Source organism: Pseudomonas sp. B424, from assembly GCF_055408345.1.
Genome location: NZ_JBUZTL010000062.1, coordinates 1 through 1,838 on the forward strand (window position 1 = coordinate 1; position 1,838 = coordinate 1,838).

Here is a 1,838-nt window from a genome sequence, read left to right on the forward strand (position 1 = left end):
GATCGAGGCTCGGATAGTTGAAGTAGATCGCTCCTATTCTAAAAATCTAGGAGTGGAGTGGGGCGGTTCTATCGGTAGTGGTGCTGGAACTGTTGTGGGTTCTGTCCCTTTAGGGCTCTCATCTGCTGCTGTCGCAGGTGTCGGCATTGTTTCAAGGGCAGTGAGTCTTGATGCAACATTGAGTGCTATGGAGCAGCTTGGTAAGGGCAGGGTGATCTCCAGTCCTCGGGTTTATACGTCTGACCGGCATCAGGCCAAGATCGTAAAAGGCTCTCAGGTTCCTTACCAACAATCTGCCGGTGAGGGCTCAACGTCGATTTCTTTTAAAGAAGCTGCTCTGTCTTTGGACGTCACACCTTTAGTGAACGAGAAGGGTGTTTTGCTTGATGTCATTCTGTCGAAGAATGAGCCGGATTATTCGAACGCAATGAATGGGGTGCCACCTATAAAGACAACGTCCCTAACGTCGCGTGTTTTTTCCGGATTCGGCCAGACAGTAGCCTTGGGGGGTGTTTACTCAGACGTTGAAAGCACCGTGACTAAGAGTGTGCCTTTCTTTGGCAAAATCCCTGGCTTCAAGTGGCTTTTCACTAGTGAGTCCACGGTTTCTACTAGTACGGAGCTTGTTCTTTTTCTGACACCGAGGCTGGTTGATCGATGATTTGATATAACTAAACTAAAGAACTATTTAGTATAGTTATAACTGGATCGTCTTAAGGAGAGAATAATAGCAGGATTTATCCCCCATTTACCCATTTCCCTGCTGTGACTTGAGCTAATGTGGGCTGCTAAACAGCCGGGAAATGGTCCATCTATGAGCCGCACTAGAGATATTATCCAAGAAATCTCAGAAATTCGTCAGCGTCGTCGCTTCGGGTCCTCCATGACAGAGTTACCCATCCGACTTTCGGCTATGGCGCAAGCATTTGAAGCGCGAAAGGACGTAGATCCTGAGTTTATTAAGTATTTCCCTGTTGCTTTAATAGCGTGCATCGAAGGTTACTTTCGAATGGTGATCCAGGAGCTTATAGACGCTGGAGAACCATTTTTGAGTAATGCTGAGGCGACAGGACAAAAGATTGATTTTTCAATCTTAAGAGCAATCCATGGCAAGACAATCACTGTTGGTGAGATGGTTGCTCACAGTGTTTCAATCAGTAGCTTCGAACATATAAACAAGTGGCTTGGAATTTTTTTAGGGAAAGATTTTGTCGTGGCTTTGCGCACAGTCCACGATCGTTGGGCTGTAGAAATACTAAATGAACCTTTAGCACCTGTATTGCAAGATCCAAATAGAGTTTTTGCAGGAGTAAAACGTACATTCGAACTGCGGCACATTATTTGTCATGAGATTGCTTCAGCGTATGAAATCAACTCACAGGAAATCGAGTCGTGCTTTGAACACTGCATCGCGTTTTTAAAGGCTTCGGATGAGTTGATAGCTGAAACGCTTTTCCCAGGCGCACCTTTGACGCAAACAGATATGAACATTGCTGCGGGTGAATCTCTTCAGTATCAAACGCAGATTATGGAGACTGCCATTGCCAAGCTTAGGAGCGATTTTGAAATCTCAGATGAGCAAAATCACCTTTTTGAAGAATCGCAACGAGCTTGGGAAGCATACTCTGACATCTGGGGAAATTTTACTGCTGGAGGTAGCCGCGCTGAAGGTGGAACTATTTGGCCGCTGATTTATGCAAAGGCCCGTGAAGAAACGGTCAAAAAGCGTATTGAAGAGATTGCAGAGTACGAACCTTTAGGGCGATGAAAACGGCAGTGCCTAGCTTGAAATCTGACCTCCACTGACCCTGACACCCCAATACGAAGGTTCGCATAAT

The 1,838-nt window shown here is 45.8% G+C and carries 1 protein-coding gene and 1 pseudogene; both read left to right on the top strand.

The window, feature by feature from the left end; translation table 11 throughout:
• A pseudogene (locus ACZRMS_RS26210) lies at window positions 1-661 on the top strand (type IV pilus secretin PilQ); the annotation flags it as partial.
• A gap of 153 nt (window positions 662-814) precedes the next feature.
• Window positions 815-1,768 (top strand): lysozyme inhibitor LprI family protein, encoded by a 954-nt coding sequence (locus tag ACZRMS_RS26215; RefSeq protein ID WP_463997636.1) that lies wholly within the window; start codon window positions 815-817, stop codon window positions 1,766-1,768.
• Window positions 1,769-1,838: the final 70 nt, after the last annotated feature.

Bases quoted from the DNA above. Each gene is read 5' to 3' on its own strand.
- ACZRMS_RS26215 (WP_463997636.1), top strand. From the start codon at position 815: ATGAGCCGCACTAGAGATATTATCCAAGAAATCTCAGAAATTCGTCAG.